This window comes from Microcystis sp. 49638_E5, assembly GCF_021300285.1.
GTDB classification, from domain to species: domain Bacteria; phylum Cyanobacteriota; class Cyanobacteriia; order Cyanobacteriales; family Microcystaceae; genus Microcystis; species Microcystis aeruginosa_C.
On record NZ_JAJTDH010000010.1, the window covers coordinates 33,101 to 50,479 of the forward strand.

Annotated in this window: 13 protein-coding genes; 7 read left to right on the forward strand and 6 right to left on the reverse strand. The window is 42.5% G+C overall.

The window, feature by feature from the left end; all coding sequences use genetic code 11:
* Window positions 1–2 precede the first annotated feature (2 nt).
* Window positions 3–425, reverse strand: coding sequence for a type I restriction enzyme HsdR N-terminal domain-containing protein (locus tag LW728_RS03835; protein ID WP_002803752.1), 423 nt, complete (start codon window positions 423–425; stop codon window positions 3–5).
* Between the two features lie 230 nt (window positions 426–655).
* Entirely contained in the window at window positions 656–3,208 is a 2,553-nt protein-coding gene (locus tag LW728_RS03840; protein WP_287765270.1) for a M1 family metallopeptidase, read from the reverse strand.
* An 88-nt stretch (window positions 3,209–3,296) separates the two neighbouring features.
* Between LW728_RS03840 and LW728_RS03845 the strand changes: the two genes are divergently transcribed.
* Both LW728_RS03845 and LW728_RS03850 read left to right on the forward strand, forming a co-directional pair.
* Window positions 3,297–3,734: a DUF4079 domain-containing protein gene (locus LW728_RS03845; RefSeq protein ID WP_002803749.1), complete on the forward strand. Its 438-nt coding sequence runs from the start codon at window positions 3,297–3,299 to the stop codon at window positions 3,732–3,734.
* Window positions 3,735–3,836: 102 nt separating this feature from the next.
* Window positions 3,837–4,940: a CobW family GTP-binding protein gene (locus LW728_RS03850; RefSeq protein ID WP_287670105.1), complete on the forward strand. Its 1,104-nt coding sequence runs from the start codon at window positions 3,837–3,839 to the stop codon at window positions 4,938–4,940.
* Window positions 4,941–5,210: 270 nt separating this feature from the next.
* Here LW728_RS03850 and LW728_RS03855 read toward each other — a convergent pair whose 3' ends face one another.
* Complete coding sequence (locus LW728_RS03855) at window positions 5,211–6,131, reverse strand: metal ABC transporter solute-binding protein, Zn/Mn family (RefSeq protein WP_002803747.1); 921 nt, start codon at window positions 6,129–6,131, stop codon at window positions 5,211–5,213.
* A gap of 134 nt (window positions 6,132–6,265) precedes the next feature.
* Between LW728_RS03855 and thrS the strand changes: the two genes are divergently transcribed.
* Window positions 6,266–8,065, forward strand: coding sequence for a threonine--tRNA ligase (gene thrS, locus LW728_RS03860; RefSeq protein ID WP_287765273.1), 1,800 nt, complete (start codon window positions 6,266–6,268; stop codon window positions 8,063–8,065).
* A gap of 261 nt (window positions 8,066–8,326) precedes the next feature.
* On the opposite strand, the gene LW728_RS03865 is transcribed toward thrS, so the two are convergent.
* Entirely contained in the window at window positions 8,327–8,623 is a 297-nt protein-coding gene (locus tag LW728_RS03865) for a DUF7219 family protein (RefSeq protein ID WP_002743720.1), read from the reverse strand.
* Between the two features lie 337 nt (window positions 8,624–8,960).
* Here LW728_RS03865 and purC point away from each other — a divergent pair, with 337 nt between their 5' ends.
* Window positions 8,961–9,686, forward strand: a complete 726-nt coding sequence (purC, locus tag LW728_RS03870) for a phosphoribosylaminoimidazolesuccinocarboxamide synthase (protein WP_287670111.1) — start codon at window positions 8,961–8,963, stop codon at window positions 9,684–9,686.
* 61 nt (window positions 9,687–9,747) lie between these two features.
* Window positions 9,748–10,350: a dephospho-CoA kinase gene (gene coaE / locus LW728_RS03875; RefSeq protein WP_287765275.1), complete on the forward strand. Its 603-nt coding sequence runs from the start codon at window positions 9,748–9,750 to the stop codon at window positions 10,348–10,350.
* 296 nt (window positions 10,351–10,646) lie between these two features.
* Here the strand turns inward: coaE and LW728_RS03880 are convergent, their stop codons facing one another.
* Window positions 10,647–11,477 (reverse strand): energy-coupling factor transporter transmembrane component T family protein, encoded by an 831-nt coding sequence (locus tag LW728_RS03880; RefSeq protein ID WP_002804638.1) that lies wholly within the window; start codon window positions 11,475–11,477, stop codon window positions 10,647–10,649.
* 236 nt (window positions 11,478–11,713) lie between these two features.
* A complete protein-coding gene (locus LW728_RS03885) occupies window positions 11,714–13,882 on the reverse strand; it encodes a lytic transglycosylase domain-containing protein (RefSeq protein WP_287765277.1) in 2,169 nt (722 codons plus the stop codon).
* A gap of 261 nt (window positions 13,883–14,143) precedes the next feature.
* On the opposite strand from LW728_RS03885, the gene cysC reads away from it, so the two are divergent.
* Together cysC and LW728_RS03895 are read left to right on the forward strand one after the other, a co-directional pair.
* A complete protein-coding gene (gene cysC, locus LW728_RS03890; protein WP_104395846.1) occupies window positions 14,144–14,689 on the forward strand; it encodes an adenylyl-sulfate kinase in 546 nt (181 codons plus the stop codon).
* A gap of 435 nt (window positions 14,690–15,124) precedes the next feature.
* Entirely contained in the window at window positions 15,125–16,852 is a 1,728-nt protein-coding gene (locus LW728_RS03895; RefSeq protein WP_002803615.1) for an ABC transporter ATP-binding protein, read from the forward strand.
* Window positions 16,853–17,379: the final 527 nt, after the last annotated feature.

The window sequence follows — 17,379 nt, forward strand, 5'->3', positions numbered from 1 at the left end:
CTTCATCTAGGACGATGCCGCAGCGTCCCCCTCAGTTCGGCCGGGGTAGGAAATTGGCTGAGGGGTTGAGGGGCTGAAGTTATATTCGTCGTGCGATCATATTCGACAAAAAGATGACCGTTACAGGAGTACACAAACGGTACATTTAACCCTTTGGCATAGCGTTTGACCTGTTCTAAGCCTTCAGTGGGGGGCGCATCTTCCTTTTTTGCTTCTATTAGGGCGACGGCTAAGGGTTGGCTGTCGCTACTGACGGCCACTCGCAGGGTATAATCGATCCTTCCCCTGGCGCGTTCGGCTTCCCCATCGATAATTTGAATTGCCCCCGGGGTTTCTTCTCGCTTGAGACAATCCTCTGTCCATCCTCTTTGATGCAGGACGGGGTCAATTAATTTGGCTCTGGTGTCTGTTTCTCCTAATCCCATGGTTCTCTCAAGACAGTAAACAGATAACTGATAAGTAGCTGGTTATAATTAAATTAAAAATGGATTTTAGGTTCGATCCCCCCTGCCCCCCTTGATAAGGGGGGTGCCGGTAGGCGGGGGGATCCCCCCTTAATCCCCCCTTTGATAAGGGGGTGTCTGATAATTTTTAACGCCTACCTACTTAACTGATAACTGATAACTGATAACTGATAACTGATAACTCAGGTTAACTAACCATTTTTCGCCTCTAATTTGGTCAAACGACTTTTAAGTTCCTGATTTTCCTGTTTCATTTTTTCTAATTCCTCGCGAATTTCCTGAATTGCTTTCTCGGAACCTAATTTTTTCTGGACTTTTTGTACTGCTTCCTCGGCTACACGACGCACGCGACCATCGGGAGTTCGATCGCTCAAAGCTTGTAAAATAACGATAGCTTTGGCATTTTCTATCTGTCCTAAAGCGTTACACAGTGCCACCTGCGTCAAGAAAAAAGTTTCCTCGGCAATGGTTTCTAAACGTTCCAAAATTACGGTTAATTTATCCGTGCTTTGTCCGGAAGAAATCGCTCCCAGGGCGCGGATAGCTCCTAATCTCAGGGGTTGAGGCGTGCCTAAAGCCGTGTAGGTCAAAATTGACTCCAAAGCCGCCGGCGAGGTTTTTAACTGGCTTAAACCGCCAATTGCGCCCGCTCTTACTACCTCATTCCACCCCTTTCTTGACTGTAAAATGTGATTGAGCAGGTCAATAATTTCCCCTTCTTTATTTTGCAATTGTCCCACGGCCATGCAGCCTAATCCTCGCGCTGTGGCGGCTTCCACATAATAACTAGCGTCTCCGGTTTCTAGTAGGGATTTAAGCGCGTTATAACTATCTAAGGTTTTAATTTCACTTAATCCCTCGACAACTGCCCGACGGACTTGTGCTTTTTCATCGTTTAAACCTTTAATTAAAGCAGTAACCGCCTGATCTAACCGAAGAGTTGCTAACTGTTTGGCCACCTCCACACGCACCCCCCAAAAAGGCTCATTTTCTAGGGATGTCCCTAAAGCTTCGATCGCTTCTAAACCGCCTTTTTTAGCAATGGCCGTCGCTGCATAGATACGGGAAATCGGATCGGGATCCTGTTGTAATTGCGCTTTTAATTCACCGATGGGATACTCAAGAGTGACGGTTTTGAGGAAATTATTACCCCGATCGAACTTGACAAAATCTGGCTTTTGTGCTAGGGGAAAATAGAAAGTTTGTTCTTTTTGGTGAATCCGCAGATTGTAGGTAAGATCTTCAGAGTTGAGATAGGCAAAAGCGACGGGAATTTTCAAGTCGAATAGTTCCTTTTCGTCCTGGGTTTGGGTGACAGTTAATTGGGCTAAATTATTCTGATTGTCCCAACTGTAGGCCACCTTATAATCGGGATGACCACCGCGATAAACGTACTGATCAAAGAGGAATAATAAATTGTACCCGGTCGCTTTTTCGATCGCCCGTAATAAGTCCACGGTTTCTACGGTTTTATGGGCATTATCCCGCACAAAAGTATGAATCGCTTTTCCGAATAAATCTTCCCCCAAAATAGAGCGGATCATGTGATAAACACAAGCAGCTTTTTCGTAGAGATGACAATCATAAAGTTCGATCGCTTCTCGATAAACATGAGTAACCATCGGACGACGATAGCGGGAAGCATCTTCTTCTAAATAACTTCTTGCTTCCCCTAATAAATAATAACTAGCATCAGCTTTTCCGTATTCCGATTCTGTCCATAAAACCTCAGAATAGGAAGCCATTCCCTCTTTAATCCAAGCGTGAGACCAGTGTTTAATTACCACTAAATCACCGAACCATTGATGAGCTAATTCATGGGCAACTAAGCTTTCTGTCCAAGTATGATCGATGCTGGCTCTTTGATCAATTAAACAGCGATCGGTTAAAATTGTGGTGGAAGTATTTTCCATCCCACCAAAAATAAAATCATCTACACAAACTTGTGCGTATTTAGGATAGGGATAGGGATAACCAAACTTTTGGCTAAAAAACTCGATCATGCGGGGAGTTTTACCCATACTTCTTTGGCCCTCTTCTTCCCGTCCTTTTTCCACATAATAAGTAACAGGAACACCATTCCATGAGTCCCGTAATTCGGCAAAATCTCCCACCGCAAGAGTCATTAAATAGGTAGGATGAATTTGCTTTTGTGACCAGTGATAAATTCTGTCTTCACCCACGGGTTCCACCGAGATTAATTCCCCGTTAGAAATAGCGATATAGGGTTGGGGAATTTTAACCCGAATTTCAGAAGTGACTAATTGGCCAGGGTAATCAAAACAGGGAAACCAAAAGCGAGAATCTTCCTCTTCTCCCTGGGTCCAAACTTGCATCGGTTTATCGGGATAGTATTCGTCGGGTCTGATAAAATATAATCCCCGTTGTGGTTGCTTAACCTCATAGTTAATCGTCAGGATAATCGGTTTATCGGTGGTGGGTTGTAGCAGATGAATAGTCAGGAGAGAACGATCATAGTCAAAGGGTTGACTGATACCTTCAATGAACACAGAATCAATATTTAGATCCACCGCATCGAGGGTTAAACTGCTAATTCCCTGACGAATGGGGGTGAGGGTAATCTGACAGCTGCCCTGAAAACTTTGTCGGGGAATATCAATAATTAAATCGAGAAAAATATGATTAACTTGTCCGGGTCGATCGGGGTTATAATGGGGTTTAGCCCCGGGCAATTCAAAGGGTTGACGCTGATTATTTTCCGTGTCGATAGTGAGATGAGACATATTAGCCCTAACTTGCTGATTTTTGTCCGGTAAACTTAAATTAACACGATCGGTCGTCCCTTTCCTTGCTAACAATAATCCCCCCCCTATGAATCTCCCTTCCTTTCTCTGGTTATGGAAAATTGCCGCTTGGTCGATGGGATTTGCCCTCTTTGCCTATTTTTTACTAGCGGTTTCGGGGGTAAACATGGGTTATCGACGACTCGCGGGCCAATCTCGACCGAAATGGTTAAGACCCTTTCATCTCCTCAGCGGCCTGATCATGGTTGCTTTGGTCTTAATTCTGCTGGGAATCGGATTAGTGGGAACAATCGGTCATTATGGCAGTTTAGGCCACTCTTCCCACCTGATAGCGGGTTTATCGGTGGTTTTTCTGGTTTTTGTTTCGGCAATTAGCGGCCTGAACATTACCACTCGTCCACCTCTAGCGCGGTCTCTCCACATCGGCACTAATCTTTTATTGTTTCTGGGTTTTCTTTTTGTTACCCTAACAGGATGGGATGTGGTCCAAAAATATCTACAATAAAAATAGTCGGCGATCGAGTGGAGACTGTTTGATCGAGAAAAACTAGCTATCTCATCCCGAAAAATCGCCTTTTAGTGACAGAATACTCACCCCCAAATCATTATGCAAACCGTCGAATCACAAGCTATTAACACGATGTCAGTGCCAAAAAAAGGGCTACCGGTAACAATTATTACTGGGTTTCTTGGTAGTGGTAAGACTACCCTCCTCAATCATATTCTCAGCAATCAACAGGGGTTAAAAACTGCTGTTCTTGTCAATGAATTCGGTGAAATCGGTATCGATAACGAACTGATTATCAGCAGTGATGACAGCATGGTAGAATTAAATAATGGCTGTATTTGCTGCACGATTAACGAGGATTTAATTCAAGCGGTTTATAAAGTTCTCGAACGTCCCGAAAAAATCGATTATTTAGTCGTAGAAACCACGGGATTAGCCGATCCTTTACCAGTAGCTTTAACCTTTTTAGGGACGGAATTACGGGAAATGACCCGTTTAGATTCCATTGTCACTATGGTGGATTGTGCCAATTTCAGTCTCGATTTATTCAACTCGCAAGCGGCCTTAAGTCAAATCACCTACGGTGATATTATTGTTCTCAATAAAACCGATCTAGTGGATGAAGGGGATGTGGATTCTTTAGAAATAAGAATCCGGGACATGAAGGAAGGAGCGAGAATTCTTCGTACTAGCAAAAGTCAGGTCCCTTTACCCTTAATTCTCAGCGTCGGACTATTTGAATCGGATAAATATTTCGACACAGAAGAAGAACACCACGACCATGATCACCACGACCACGATCACGACCATTGCGATCATGATCACGACCATGATCACCACCACGATCACGATCATGATCATCACGACCATTCCAATCATTTAGAGGTGGATGGATTTACTTCTATTTCCTTTGCTAGTGACCAACCTTTTTCGATTCGGAAGTTCCAATATTTCCTCGATAATCAGTTACCGGAAAGCGTTTTCCGCGCTAAGGGTATTCTCTGGTTTGATGAAAGTCCTAAACGTCATATTTTCCACCTCAGTGGTAAACGTTTCACTCTCGAAGATGACGAATGGAAAGGTAGTCCGAAAAATCAGCTAGTTCTTATCGGTCAAAATCTTGATCATGAAACCCTAAAAGAACAGATTAACAATTGTCTCAGTTTACCTGCTGTCAATCGCGGTAAAGGATTTGGGAAATAAACCCCGCTTTGTAAATCTACTAAGTTGGGATTTTTAAGGGGAAACTCTCTGCTAAAGTCGGGCGTTACTTTCGATTTTTTCCCTCAATCCAAGCTTTTGGGGGGTTCTACCCCCCAAACCCCCCGCGCATTAGCTTTTCGGTGGGATGCTTACAGGCAGCTGCTGATCTATTTGTCATCATCTAAAAGTCACTGATAATTGCTGATTGTCGGTATTTCTGCCTTCCTAACTCCTGACTCTAAGGACAATTTTTTGATTTTTACAAGAGGTCTATTGAGCTTCTGGGGGTACTTTTCCCCCTAAAGATTCCACGATCGATCGAGTATTTTCCCTGAGCATTTTTACATAACTATCCCCTCTAGTACCCACCGCGCCGATCGAATCAGAATATAATTGTTGTGGTGCTAATTTCACCCCCGCTTCTTCCGCTACCGTGGTAATTAAAGCGGGATTAATAGTGGTCTCGGCAAAGATAGCAGCAACCCGGAGATTTTTAATAGCATCGGCTAGATTTTTCACCGTTTGGGCGCTAGGTTGTTCTTCGGTGCTAATACCAATTAAAGTTCCTGCAACTTTTAAACCGTAGGCATGAGCATAATACTGAAAAGCGTCATGAGTGGTGACTAATTGCCTTTGGGAAGGGGGGATAGTTTCAATAGCCGCAGCAATCCAGCGATCAAGATTTTCTAATTCTGCGATTAATTGGGCGGCATTTTCAGTAAAAATCTCTTTATCTTCGGGACTTAATTCAATCAATTGATCTCGGATTTTTTCCACCATGATTATACCATTTTTAGCCGAACCCCAAACGTGGGGATCCGGGACTTTCTGCCCCTCTTTTTCCAGTTGTAAAGGTGTAATGGCTTCTCCCACAGCCACTTTTTTAGCTTTAACTGCCGTAGAATCGATCATTTTAATTAACCCCGGTTCGAGATTATAACCGTTATAGAGAATTAAATCGGCTTTTTCTAAAGCGACACTATCGGCAGGAACTGGTTCATAAACGTGGGGATCATCCCCCGGTTTTAAAATGTCTTGATGGTCAATTTCTTCACCGCCCACTCGTGCGGTTAAATCGGCGATAATTGTGCTAGTGGAGATTACCTTTGGTTTTTGGTTATCGGTGGTATTAACCGAGGCATGACAAGCAACCAATCCCAAAAATAAACAGGATAAAATTAGTTTTTTCATCGGGAAATAGAGATGAGGGTTTAGAGGTTAGAGATGGGGGGAAATGGCATTGATATCTATCTTGATTTTTTTCCTGACTAAAGACTCCTTTTACTATTAAAATAGAGAACAGAGAAGGTGTAAATTCAAAAGACATGGATAACCAAGCCCCGATTAAACTACCGAAAACCAGCGAATCCGACCACCTCAAGCGCATTCGTCACACCACCTCCCATGTGATGGCCATGGCGGTGCAGAAATTATTCCCGAAAGCCCAAGTTACTATCGGGCCTTGGACTGAAACCGGATTTTACTACGATTTTGATGTGCCGGAACCTTTTACCGATAAGGATCTCAAGGACATCAAAAAAGAGATGGTCAAAATTATCAATAAAAAACTGCCGGTGATTCGCGAGCAAGTTTCTCGGGAAGAGGCGGAAAAGCGCATTAAAGCGATTAATGAAGCCTATAAGCTGGAAATTCTGGCGGGAATTCAAGAACCCATCACCCTCTATCATCTTGGGGACGCTTGGTGGGATTTGTGCGCCGGTCCGCACCTAGATAATACAAGCGAACTAGACCCAAAAGCAATCGAATTAGAGACGGTAGCGGGTGCTTATTGGCGTGGGGATGAAAATAAAGCCCAATTGCAGCGCATTTACGGCACAGCTTGGGAAAATCCCCAACAATTAGCCGAATACAAGCGCCGTAAGGAAGAAGCACTGAAACGGGACCATCGCAAATTAGGCAAAGAATTAGGTTTATTTATTTTCTCTGATTCTGTCGGGCCGGGGTTGCCTTTATGGACCCCCAAAGGAACTTTAATTCGTTCTTTGTTAGAAGATTTTCTGAAAAAAGAACAGTTAAAACGCGGTTATCTACCCGTAGTTACTCCCCATATTGCTCGCGTCGATTTGTTTAAAATTTCGGGTCACTGGCAAAAGTACAAAGAAGATATGTTTCCCATGATGGCAGACGATGAGGAATCTGCTAGTAAGGAAATAGGATTTGTGCTTAAACCGATGAACTGTCCTTTTCATATTCAAATCTATAAAAGTGATTTGAGATCCTATCGGGAATTGCCGATGCGTTTGGCGGAATTCGGGACAGTTTATCGTTACGAACAATCGGGAGAATTGGGAGGGTTAACTAGAGTTCGCGGTTTTACCGTTGATGATTCCCATTTGTTTGTCACTCCCGAACAATTAGACAAGGAATTTTTAAGCGTTGTTGATTTAATTTTGACGGTGTTTAAGAGTTTACAATTAAAGAATTTTAAGGCGCGATTGAGTTTTCGTGACCCCGAATCGGATAAGTATATCGGTTCCGATGAAGCTTGGGAAAAGGCAGAATCAGCGATTAGAAAAGCGGTGCAAACTTTGGGGATGGATTATTTTGAAGCCCCCGGAGAAGCGGCTTTTTACGGTCCCAAATTAGACTTTATTTTCCAAGATGCCCTCGAAAGAGAATGGCAGTTAGGAACGGTACAGGTAGATTATAATTTACCCGAACGTTTTGAACTAGAATATGTTGCCGAAGATGGTAATCGTAAACGTCCGGTGATGATTCATCGCGCTCCCTTTGGTTCTTTGGAACGTTTAATCGGTATTTTAATCGAAGAATACGCAGGGGATTTTCCTCTTTGGTTAGCCCCTGTCCAGATACGATTATTACCGGTTAGTGATACTCAATTGGATTACGCTAAAGAGGTGACAGCGAAAATGCAGTTGTTAGGAATTCGCGCCGAAACCGATACCAGTGGCGAACGTTTGGGTAAAATGATTCGCAATGCTGAAACCGCAAAAATTCCCGTGATGGCAGTGGTGGGGGCAAAAGAAATGGAAAGTAATAGTTTAAGTATTCGCACCCGTGCCACGGGCGATTTAGGAGTAATTAGCGTCGAGGAAGTGGTGGCAAAATTAGAAAGTGCCATCCAAAATCACGGTAATTTTTAAGCGTTTGCTTATCTAATTCTATGGGGCAGAAAATATTTCTGTCCCAGTATTTTTTATCAACCCGGGAGATTTTTCGGGTGCATCTGATATTTGTGACTTTCTCTCACATATAGGTGAGCAGAAGCAGTTATTCAAAAAGGGCGAATGCAATTCGCCCCTACAATAATATTATTGCGCCAATAGTAGGGGCGCACCGCGTGCGCCCTGTAATATAGATATTTCTACAAAATTGAGATGCACCCGATTTTTCCTGATTATCCTTTAGGTATCATCATCTTTTTGAAAGGGATTTTCCCCAATGCCTAGGCCTTTTTTGCTCTGTTTTAAGTCTTTCCAGAGGGCTTTAATTTTTTGGTAGGCTTCTAGAGAACTGATTTTGCCCCCGGTTTCCAGATTACAAATAAAACTGACTTTTTGGGCAAATTCCTGTAAATTGGCGTTAAATAGCAAGTTTTCTGGCTTAAATTCCCCATAGTAGGGGGCGCGAGGATAGAGAAAATCCTCCTTGCGGCGATCGGGGAGATTTGGGTTATCATCGTTAGGAGGATTCTGGTTCATAGGGCGACGGCGGGTAATTTTGCGGAATTTCTTTAGATTTTTCGGTAATGGTAATGGGAGATAATATCAGTTGTTGGATATCATTGAGGATTTAAGTAGAAACTTGGCTGATTCGCCAAAAATTGACCACTTAAATCGGGACACTTTTTGGCTATGGGTTAAGGTTCGGTCGCAAAATGTTGACAGTTATCTTTAAGCAGCAATTATACATTATTTTTTTCAACAATCATCTACCTAATGATATAAATTTTTTGTCTAGGTTGATCGCCAAAATTTACTGCTGCCGCTATCTGATTAACCATCAATTTTTGTTTATCAATTGCCGAGGATGATAACTATGGAAAAACTCTATGAAGGTAAGGCCAAAATTCTCTATCAAACCGATGATCCCGATATTCTCCTCACTTATTACAAAGACGATGCCACGGCTTTTAATGCCCAAAAACGCGGGCAAATTGTCGGCAAAGGGGAAATTAACTGTACTGTCTCCACTGCCCTATTTCAATGGTTAGAATCCCTAGGAATACCTACCCATTATATTGATCGCCCTAGTTCTAGGGAAATGCGCGTCAAGGCGATTAAAATCATTCCCTTGGAGGTAGTAGTCAGAAATATCGCCGCCGGGAGTTTGTGCAAGCAAACGGGATTAAAGGAGGGGAAAGTTTTACCTTTTCCGCTTGTAGAATTTTACCTCAAGGATGACGCTTTGGGCGATCCTTTGTTAACGCCCGATCGCATAAAAGTGATCGATATTGCCAGCGAGGAGCAAGTCAATCAGTTACGAGATTTAGCCCTGCAAATCAATCAATATCTGCAAGAATTTTTCGATAAGTGCCAGATTATTCTCGTCGATTTCAAGTTAGAATTTGGAGTTGATAAAACGGGCAAAATTTATCTAGGTGATGAAATTAGCCCCGATACCTGTCGTCTCTGGGATAAAACCCAAGAGGATGCCCAAGCGCGCATTCTCGATAAGGATCGTTTTCGTCGCGATTTAGGAGATGTGGAAACTGCCTATCAAAAAGTACAAGCAAGAGTTTTACAACAGATAGAGAGTTTATAACTTTAGGGTGTGTTAGCGAGCGCGTAACGCACCTTAATTGAGATTAGCAATTTAATAATTTATGTCAAGAAGAATTATCGGGTTAACAGGGGGAATAGCCTGTGGTAAATCCACGGTTTCTAATTATTTAGAAAATATCTACAAAATTCCCGTCCTTGATGCGGATATTTATGCCCGGGAAGCAGTGGAAAAAGGTTCGGCAATTTTAGAGAGAATTTTTCAGCGTTATGGCAGAAAAGTTAAAACTGAGGATAATTCCCTTAATCGCCAACAGTTAGGAGAGATTATTTTTAATAATCCCGAGGAAAAAATCTGGTTAGAAAGTCAGATTCATCCCTACGTTAGAGAATGTTTTAATCGGCATTTAGAGCAGTTAGAAGCCCCGATAGTTGTTTTTTCTGTTCCTTTATTATTGGAAGCCAAACTAACCCATTTAGTCACAGAGATTTGGGTGATTTCTTGCAGTTTCGAGCAACAAATTGAACGCTTAATGACTAGGAATAACTTAAGCAGAGAACAAGCGATCGCTCGGATTAATAATCAAATGCCTTTAGCCGAAAAAATTGCCTTAGCTGATCTTGTTTTAGACAATTCCGGAGATTTAGAAGCTTTATATACCCAGATCGATCGAGCTATAAGTAGTCGTGCAAAATTAATTTCCTAGTGAAGATAGGCAAGAGGCAAGGGGCAAGAGGCAAGAGGTGGTTAGATATGTGTAATTAATTTTGCTTAGGTACTTAAGTAGCTGGTTAGAATTAAATTGAAGATATATCCCCCCTTCCCCCCTTAATCCCGCCTTGATAAGGGGGTGCCGATCCCCCCTGCCCCCCTTGATAAGGGGGGTGCCGATCCCCCCTGCCCCCCTTGATAAGGGGGGTGCCGATAGGCGGGGGGATCCCCCTTAATAAGGGGGGCATCTGATAGTTTTTAACACCTAACTACTTACAATAGGGATTAATTTTAAAATAGCCAGGCAAATTTTCCCACCCCGAATTTTACATAGAGAATAATTGCCAAAACCAATAAAAATAGAAAGCCAATAATTAATAAATAGTCTTTATTGGTTAAGATTGATTCCTGTAAAAATGTGCGATCGGGATCACCAGAGAAAGCTTTAGCCTGTAGAACTACCTCTAATTTTTGCGATTTAGCCATAGCGTTTAAAATTAAAGGTACAGCGATAGAAGCGTAAATTTTTCCTTTTTGTAACCAACCCATTTTTTCTATTGCTAATCCTCGTAATCTTTGAGCAGAAATAATCGAGCGAGATTCTTCTACTAGGAGAGGAAATAAGCGCAGGGTAGAGGAAAAAATAAAAACTATTTTGTAAGGAATTCTGGCTTTAGTTAAACTCACCATCATCTGATTTATATCAGTGGTAAAAATAGCGAGGGGAATAATTAAAACCATGGTGAGAGTTTTAAAGATCACATTTAAACCGTAGAGGGTTCCCTCGACAGTCATTTGAGCAGAACCGACAGTTAATAAGGGAGTTAATTCAGTTTTTCCCGTTAAAGTTTTTACCTGTTCCACATTAAAAAATCCCATGGTAATTAATAAGAATAGATAAAAGGGAGCCATGAATTTTAAAATAGTGAGGAGATAAGACCATTTTACCCCCGCCCAGAGACAAGCTAAAGCGACAATAAGAGTTAGAAAACCGCCAGCGAGAGGACTTTCCCAAGTAAAAGCGATGAGAGTAACCACGATCATCATGGTTAATTTGGTCCGAAAATCTAGGCGAGTAAAAGGAGAATCTCGATCGACGGTTTGCCAGTTAAATGATTGCATAATTAAGAAAAAAGTTAGTAAGTAGCTAGGTGTTAAAAACTGTCAGATGCCCCCCTTATTAAGGGGGATCCCCCCGCCTATCGGCACCCCCCTTATCAAGGGGGGCAGGGGGGATCGGCACCCCCCTTATCAAGGGGGGCAGGGGGGATCGGCACACCCCTTATTAAGGGGGGATCTATCTTCAATTTAATTATAACTTTAAGGAAATGAGTTAATTACCCATCCCCATCAATCCCCTAGGAAGGGTTAGTAATTCTCTTCATTTGCTCTTGAATTTCGGGGTTATAAATCTGGAGATAATTCCAATAATTACCAAACACCGATTCTATATAACCCTTAGTTTCTCTAAAGGGAATATTCTCGACAAATTGATCGGGATCGCTAAAATCAAAACGCTGTTTCCATTTGGAAACTGCCCCGGGTCCGGCGTTATAACTAGCCACGGCAAAAAGTGAATTTCCGGCGAATTTGCCATGGGTATAATCGAGATACCATGTCCCCATCATAATGTTATCTTCAGGATTAGTTAAAGAATAACTTTTATTGCCAGTATTACCCGCGATATATTTCCCCGTATCGGGCATAATTTGCATTAATCCCACTGCCCCCACAGGAGAACGAATTTCTTTTTCAAAGCGGGATTCTTGCCGGATTAAAGCTGTCACTAGCAGGGGATTTAATTGTCTATCTTTTGACCATTGCAGGATGCTATCGTAGTAGGGAAAGGGGAATAAAGCGTGCCAGTATTTATCATTTTGTCGCAGGACTTTCCAAGCTTTCTTTTCCTCCGGGGTATCTCTTTCTCGCAAGCGCCAAATCAGGTTAATTCCTTCTAAATTTTGATTGCGAGAGAGTTTATAGACACCGAGGTTAAATTGTTCGTCAACGGTTAAATTCCAAGGATCAACAATTTCTGCTTGGAAGAGATTCCAAGCGTCCGTATCTTCACCAATTCGATATAATTCCTTGAAAGCTTCCGAACCGGCGGGGGGAGCGTTACGGGTGGCGGGTTTGACGGTGGTAGGATTATAGGAGCGGACAGTGGTAAAATCCCCCACGTCCCAACCTAATAAAACCGCCGAGCGCCAAGCATAATAGGAATGGGGATGACGAGAAATAGTGTAGGTAAAAGCTTGTTTTGCTTCTTGGTTTTTGCCGAGTTTTTGCGCCCATTTTCCCACCCAAAAGGCCGCTTTCGGAGCAGTTTGACTATCGGGATTATTAACCGCAATTGGCTGCGCCCACTGCCACGCCTTGGCGTAATCACCGGATTTAGCGGCTCTTTGGGCCATTAACCAGCGATAATCGGCGGCTTCGTCGGATTTTGGGTATTTATTTAATAAAGTCTGCCATGTTTGACTAGCGGCCTGGGCATTAGTTGAGTTGAGTAATTTGGCCTTCGCTTCCAAAGCTTCCGGAGCGCGATCGGGAAATTGCTTGACAATGCGATCGAGATATGCTATGGCATCGCGGTTAGGAGAAATTTGGGCGAGTCGCAGTAATCCCAAACCGGTTTCTGGGGCCTGGGGATAGGTTTTAATTAATTTTTGGTAAGCGCTGCGAGCTTCTGGCAGTTTTTTGGCAATTTGTAGCCCACGGGCGTAACGATAGGCTTGTTCGGGGCTAGGAGTGGCTTTAGCGTAGGCTTTATAGGCTTTTTCGTACAATCCCGACTGCCAATAACCTGCCCCAATCATTGCCCAATCCGCTGGAGTTAACTGCTCGGCGTAGTCTTTCACCAAACGATCGCGGGCCTGATTGAGGGTAGGATCAAAAGGATTAGCCTTGGCTAACTGTAACCATAAGGGAAATTGATCGGGATTTTCTTGAAGACGTTGGCGAATTAAAGCCAAAGTGCGCGGGTGTCGGGGGTATTCCTTGAGCAATTTCTCATGATAACTGGGGTCGTATTTGCCCAAAGAGTAGTAAGCTTCTGCCACTACGGGCGATTGGGGATAGGTTTTAATTAATTTTTGCCAAATTTCTCGCGCTCTTTCACTATCATTGCTTAATTCCTGGGCGCGTCCCTGTTTGAGGAGAATCTGGGGAGCGAGGACAGGATATTGTTTTTCTAAGCCTTCTAATTGTTTTAAAGCCGGACCCCCTTCATATTTTCTCAATAAATCCATAGCCAGGAGATAGCGGGCGCGACTACGATCTAAAGAGGCTGCATTGGCATCGGCCACATCTTTTAACTTGACATCTCGCTCGGTTTGTGGTAGGGAAGCGCTATCAACTACGGCAGAGGGTTGGTTAGGATCTTGGCTAGGAACCGAAGCACTATTGCGATCGAGCCAAGCGAGAAGTTTTGGGTGAAAGAGAAAGAGACTGGTGAGAGTAAAAAGCGCAACCCCAGAACCTAGACCAAGAATGAGCGGGGTGTGAGGGGGGAATTTCTTAAACATTACCTTAATTCAAGACAGTAACTCAACCTACATTATCAGTGATCGTGGTGACAGGTTGTTTGTTTCAATCAGGTTGGGGAAGTGGGGTGTGGGGTGTGGGGTGTGGGGTGTGGGGAAGTGGGGAGAATAAATAAAATAATCTCCTATCTCCTATCTCCTGACTCCTATCTCCTGACTCCTGACTCCTATCTCCTGACTCCTGATCACTGATCACTGAGATATGGTACGCTAAACAGGATTTAAGTATTATTAATGATTACTATGAAACAGCGCGGCGTGACGGTTTGGTTAACGGGATTGAGCGGTGCGGGGAAAAGCACGATTACCGAGGCATTACAGGCAAAATTAATCGCTGAAGGTTATTCAATTGAGGTTCTCGATGGCGATATAGTACGGACGAACCTCACCAAAGGTTTAGGATTTAGTAAAGAGGATCGCGATGAAAATATCCGTCGCATTGGTTTTGTGTCTAATTTGCTTACCCGTCACGGTGTGATTGTCCTAGTTTCAGCTATTTCTCCCTATCGTGAGATTCGCGAGGAAGTACGGGGAAAAATCGGCAATTTTGTCGAAGTTTTCGTGAATGCTCCCTTAAGCGTCTGTGAGGAGCGCGATGTGAAAGGATTATATAAAAGAGCGCGTGCTGGCGAAATCAAGTCTTTTACGGGAATTGATGATCCCTATGAACCACCTTTTAACCCGGAAGTGGAATGCCGCACCGATTTAGAGACTTTAGAGGAAAGTGTCGCCAAAGTCTGGAACAAATTGACGGAATTAGGCTACATTCATCAAGCTGTGGCGGTTTAATCCCAGAATAACTTTGTATTATTGGAAAACATCGTAGGGACGTGGACTACAAACGTCTCTACCCCCCGATTAACCCCTTAAGCAAATTTGTTAGTTAATCTCCTTTTCTTCAGTACCTAAGCCAAGTTAATTATATCTCTGGCTAAAGTGCAAGACTGTCTAAACAGTGATCAGTAAACAGTAAACAGTAAACAGTAAACAGTAAACAGTAAACAGTAAACAGTAAACAGTAAACAGTAAACAGTAAACAGTAAACAGTAAACAGTAAACAGTAAACAGTAAACAAAGACAGTAGGAAACTTCTATTTAATACTGCTCACTTAAAACTTAAAACTTAAAACTTAAATCTGATAACTGATAACTGATAACTGATAACTGTCTCAACTAGCAAATTAATTTTGCAGGAATACTTATATTTAAAGGCGCTAAATTATTTTGAAATCTCGCTCTAGTTATTGGAACCTCATTCCCTATCTCCGTCCCCAAACCCAAACAATTATTTTGGCGTTTATCTGTACGATCGGATTTACGGTATTTTGGCCGATTTTAGCTTGGTTAGCTGGACAAATGGCCAGATATATCGGTGAGGGAAATGTGCAAGCATTGGCCACACTTTCGGGGGTGGGGGCAGTGGTTTTTTTACTGCGGGGAATGTCTCAGTATGGACAAGATTCCCTGATGGCGAAAGCTTCTTTAAAAATTGCTCTCGAATTAAGAAAAAAAGTTTATGCTCACCTGCAAACCCTCGGTTTAAATTACTTTGAAACGGCCAAAACTGGTGATTTATCCTATCGTTTAACGGAAGATATCGATCGCATTGGGGAAGTAATTAACAAATTTTTCCATGATTTTATCCCCTCAGCCTTACAGTTAATTGTCGTCTTTGCCTATATGTTTATTGTTAACTGGCAATTGACGATCGCTGTCATTATTATCGCTCCTTTGTTAGGAGTTTTGGTGGGATTTTTTGGTGAAAAATTATTACAATATGCTCGTCGCGCTCAGGCGAAAATATCTAATCTTTCTTCGTTATTAACCGAAGTTTTTGGCGGTATTCGTGTGGTGCAAGCTTTCGCAGCTGAAGATTATCAAACCGAGCTTTTTGCTCAAGAAGCGGAGGAAAATCGCCGCGCTCAATACCTATCAGAATCCACCAAAGCTTTACAATACGTCGTGGTGGGATTTTTGCAAGCGATGGGAGTTATCTTTTTATTCTTCCTTGCGGGTTGGCAAATTTCCCAAAAGAATTTAACTGGTGTTGACTTTGTTAGCTATGTGGCAGCGGTGGCAATGTTAATCGATCCCATCGCCCATATTACCAGTAATTATAATCAATTTAAACAGGGTCAAGCCTCCATGGATCGGATTTTTGAATTGTTAGCTATTTTGCCAACAATTACCGAAAAACCGAATGCGATCAATCTGCCACTCCATAGCAAAGAAGTTGAATATTGTCAAGTAAATTTTTCTTACAATGAGGACAGACAGGTTTTAAAAAATATTAATTTTACTGCACACGCTGGCGAAATGATTGCTTTAGTGGGAGCATCGGGAGCGGGAAAAACCACTTTAGTTAATCTTTTATTGCGTTTTTATGACCCCACTTCTGGCAAGATTTTAATCGATGGGGTGGATATTCGTGATGTGACTTTAAAAAGTCTCCGGCGACAAATTGGCGTAGTTTTACAGGAAAATATTCTCTTTTCTGGTACTATAGCCCAAAATATCGCTTTTGGCCAGGGAGATTTTAATCTGCAAGAGGTGGAAAAAGCGGCAAAAATTGCCAACGCTCATCAATTTATCGGTGAACTTTCCCAGGGTTACTATACCTATGTGGGAGAAAGGGGTGTTAATTTATCGGGTGGACAAAGACAAAGAATCGCCATCGCGCGAGCGGTTTTATCTAATCCGAGAATTTTAATCTTAGATGAAGCAACTTCAGCGCTCGATTCGGAATCGGAAGCTTTAGTGCAGGAAGCTTTAGAAAGAATTATGACGGAGCGCACGGTATTTGTTATTGCTCACCGATTAGCAACTGTCAGAAAAGCTAACCGTATTTTAGTTTTAGAAAAGGGTGAAATTATTGAGGTGGGTAATCACGAAGAGTTATTAAATCTTAATGGTCGTTACGCTCAATTTCATGCTAGACAATTTCAAGATTAGTCTATTTGGCATTAAGAGTTGGGCATTATTTCTGATTTTATCACTCAAGCCAAGCTTTTGGGGGGTAGAATCCCCCAAGCCCCTAGGGTTGATTCAAGGTAGGGTTGATTCAAGGTAGGGTTGATTCATGAATCAACCCTACCCAAACCCCCCGTTGGGGGTAGAATCCCCCGAACCCCGGAGCGCATTAGTTTTTCGGTGAGATGCTTACACGCAGTTGTTCATATATTTGTACTAATTTAAGAGTCACCGATAGAGCAGTTATCTTAATGGTGAGGTAGGAACTTTTCGTTTTGGGGAGTCAGTCGCGGAATTAGGTGGCTCTCTTATCTTTGTGTGATAACTTATATAGTAGTGATCGATCTTTGTGTCCTTTGTGTCTCTGTGGTTCGTTCCACTCACTCGCCGGCAACACTGTATCTTAGAATACATTTTACCCACCAAACCTAAGAGAGACATTAGGTTAGACTTCATCTTTAAGGAAACGCTGTAAGTATCCAGACAGAATTAATTATAGATATTTTTCT